General features: G+C 40.6%; 2 protein-coding genes and 1 pseudogene. All 3 read right to left on the bottom strand.

Translation table 11 applies throughout. The annotated features are described in order from the left end of the window. A pseudogene (locus ACR2F7_RS16425) lies at positions 1-660 on the bottom strand (glycoside hydrolase family 65 protein); the annotation flags it as partial. Between the two features lie 57 nt (positions 661-717). Continuing rightward, positions 718-1,407: a beta-phosphoglucomutase gene (gene pgmB / locus ACR2F7_RS16430; RefSeq protein ID WP_432714624.1), complete on the bottom strand. Its 690-nt coding sequence runs from the start codon at positions 1,405-1,407 to the stop codon at positions 718-720. A gap of 3 nt (positions 1,408-1,410) precedes the next feature. After that, positions 1,411-3,264 carry a glycoside hydrolase family 13 protein gene (locus tag ACR2F7_RS16435; RefSeq protein ID WP_432714625.1) on the bottom strand — a complete coding sequence of 618 codons (1,854 nt, stop codon included), beginning with the start codon at positions 3,262-3,264 and terminating at the stop codon, positions 1,411-1,413. Positions 3,265-3,415: the final 151 nt, after the last annotated feature.

Raw genomic sequence — 3,415 nt, forward strand, 5'->3', positions numbered from 1 at the left:
GACGGTTGTTTGTGTAGCGGTACAAACTTCAAAAGCTGTTTTCTTTGTTCTTAGTGTTAAATAGGTGTTTTGATCTGCTGTTAAACGGCTTACTTCATCCCAGAATTTCTCTTCATAATTGGAGTCCTGGTTTTTCACATCACCATCTGTATAAGAAGTGATGCTGATGTTGCCCTCAAAGTTCAAAGGCAATACCTGGTAATGTAGGGCAGCAATTTCATCGTTAGCAATGCTGCAGAAACGGGTTGCTTTGACCTGTAGTTTTTTGCCACTGGCTAATTCTGCGGTAAAGCTACGTTGAAGGTAACCTTCCTGCATGTTTAACAAGCGCTTAAAGTCAGTTACCTTTGCCTGGCTAAGGTCTAAATTTTCATTATCCACACGGATATCAAGGCCTATCCAGTTGGCAGCATTTAATACTTTAGCAAAATAATCCGGGTAGCCATTTTTCCACCAGCCAACACGGGTTTTATCAGGGTAATAAACACCGGCCACATAATTCCCTTGCAGGCTTTCGCCACTGTATTGTTCCTCAAAATTAGCCCTTTGGCCCATTCTGCCGTTACCTATGCTAAATATACTTTCAGAAATTTTATTAAGGTGAGGATCAAAACCTTCCTCTACGATATTCCATTCTTCTGCTTGTATGTATTGTTTCATTATGTGTTTTTAATGTTGTTAGCGTTAATGAGGCAATCAGCCGCTTCATTTTGTTGGTTAGTCTTCTTTATATATCAGGCCCATGATGTCCTGTGCGGTAATTTGCGATAGATTTTCCACATATTGGTCTGCACCAGGCAAATTTTCTGGGGTACCTACGCCTACTACTTTCATTTTTCCGGCAATTGCCGCTTCTACGCCTGCCTGTGCATCTTCAAAGACCACACATAAGTGGGCAGGAACATGCAGCATAGCTGCAGCTTTGGTGAATACTTCAGGGTCGGGCTTGGAAGCCGAAACCACATTACCGTCTACAATGGCATCAAAATAAGAAGTCAGTTGCGTGCGCTCTAAAATAATGGAAGAGTTTTTACTGGCAGACCCAAGGGCAATTTTAACACCTTGCTCCTGCAGGCTTTGCAGTAATTCTGTAGTGCCAGGCAATACTTCTGCTGCCGTCATTTTATTGATCATGGCTACATACCATTCGTTTTTGGTATTTGCTAAAACTTCTTTTTCGGCAGTAGTTTTCTCTACGCCTCCCCAATTCAAAATCATATCTAGGGAACGCATGCGGTTAACACCTTTAAGGTGTTCGTTTTGCGCTTCAGTAAAATCAAATCCTATAGAATTGGCCAGTTGTTTCCATGCCTGAAAATGATAAACAGCGGTATCTACCAGCACGCCGTCAAGGTCAAAAATGCAGGCAAAGGGATGTGTTGATTGATTAATTGAAAGTTCTTGCATGTATTAGTTAAGCTCTAAAACCAATGTTCCATTTGCAGGAACGGTAAGGGTTTTAATTTGATTTATTTTTTCTCCGGTGATGACATTATTTGCGCTGGTGGCATTGCCCATACGCTCGTTAAACCTGGAGGTGTTCAGTTGTTTTTCTTTGTCTTCAGTGTTGATGACTACCATGACCGACTTTGAAGGGTCATTGGCATTGTCATATCTAAAATACACATAAATACCGTCCTCTGGCACATATTGCATTAATTTTCCACTTTGTAATGCTGTAGAACTTTTACGGAAGTTAGCCAGTTTAGAAAAATAGTTGTAAGCTTCATTTTCCTGTGCATTACGGCCTGCGGCAGTAAACTTATTGGCAGCATCGCCTTTCCAGCCACCAGGGAAATCTGAACGTACCAAGCCATCAGGATTGGAGAAGTTTTTCATCAGGATTTCTGTTCCATAATATACTTGAGGGATGCCTCTCATGCTGAGCAGCAAAGTGATGCCGGCTTTGTATTTATTGAAGTCTTCGTTAACCATAGAGTAAAAGCGGCTCATGTCATGGTTATCCATAAAGATGACGTTTTTACTTGCGTCTTTGTATAAAAAGTCCTGTGCTAAAGTAGCGTAAAGTCTGAAGATGCCATCAGTCCAGCCCGATTTGCCATTTAAGGCTTCATACATAGCGTCTTTCAAAACAGCATCTGTAATACCCGGCAAATGCGTATCAAAACCGCCATTAACGGTATTGCCACCTGTAAAGAAAGCCTGACTGGTTACAGAGTTAACCAACGTTTCGCCAAAGATGCCTAAAGTAGGAAATTCAGCTTTGATCTTTTGTGCCCAATCGGCCATATAAACAGGATCGCTGTAAGGGTAAGTATCAAGTCTTAAACCATCAATGCCTGCATACTCCACCCACCAGATATGGTTTTGGGTAAGGTAATTTTGCACATACGGATTACGCTGATTAAGATCTGGCATGGAAGGTACAAACCAGCCATCAAGCATTCTTTTTTTATCTGCTGCAGCAGCGTGGATATCCATTACCGGCTGATCGCGATAACTGGTTTGTGTGTATTCTGTCCACTGGTTAACCCAATCTTTCATGGGCATATCAGTAAACAAATAATGACCTGTACCAATGTGGTTATGGACAATATCTTTTACCACTTTCATCCCTTTGGCATGAACCTGGTCTACATAAGTTTTATATAAAGCATTTGTACCAAAACGGGCATCAATCTGGTAGTGATCTGTTGCGGCGTATCCATGGTACGATGCGTTTTGCATGTCGTTTTCAATTTCGGGTGTCATCCAGATAGCGGTAACCCCTAAACCTTTAATATAATCCAGGTTGTTAATCACCCCCTGGATATCACCGCCGTGACGGTAGTACATAGAATCACGGTTTAATTTCGTTTCCTGCATACCTTTGACCACATCATTTTTAGAATCGCCATTGGCGAAACGGTCAGGCATTAAGAGGTAAATCAGGTCTTTATTATCGATGCCCTGAATTCTGGAGGCCGATCTATCCCTGTTTTTAAGTTCATAAGTGTATTGCAGTTTCTTTTTTCCTGCAGCAGTAAAAAGTATAGGAAACTTCCCTGCTTTGGCATCTGCTGCAATTTCAAGGTCAAGGAAGAGGTAATTAGGATTTTCTACTTTGTGTACTTCCACTAATTTAACACCCGGATAGTTTAATTGTACAGTTAAACTAGAGATGTTTTCTCCGTGAACTAATACCTGCAATTTAGGATTGTGCATCCCTACCCACCAAAACATAGGCTCTAAACGTTCTAACTTTTGTGCCTGGGCAAAGGAATTGACCAGTAGGAAGAACATGACAATAAATAGCTTTCTCATTACTTTTTGAATAGGTTGAATAAAAATTAGAACAGCAGAGCATTAAAAACCCTGCAAAAACATAAATATATTTTTGCAGGGTAGATTGATTAAATATTAATTCTTAACTAGTGTGTATTTAAGGGTTGTAGTATTTAAAGTGATGGTATAA

The sequence above is a fragment of the Pedobacter sp. genome, assembly GCF_045628745.1.
GTDB lineage: Bacteria > Bacteroidota > Bacteroidia > Sphingobacteriales > Sphingobacteriaceae > Pedobacter.

What these genes read in the sequence shown, in the direction of transcription:
- ACR2F7_RS16435 (WP_432714625.1), bottom strand. Translation starts at nt 3,264, where the DNA reads ATGAGAAAGCTATTTATTGTCATGTTCTTCCTACTGGTCAATTCCTTT.
- pgmB (WP_432714624.1), bottom strand. Translation starts at nt 1,407, where the DNA reads ATGCAAGAACTTTCAATTAATCAATCAACACATCCCTTTGCCTGCATT.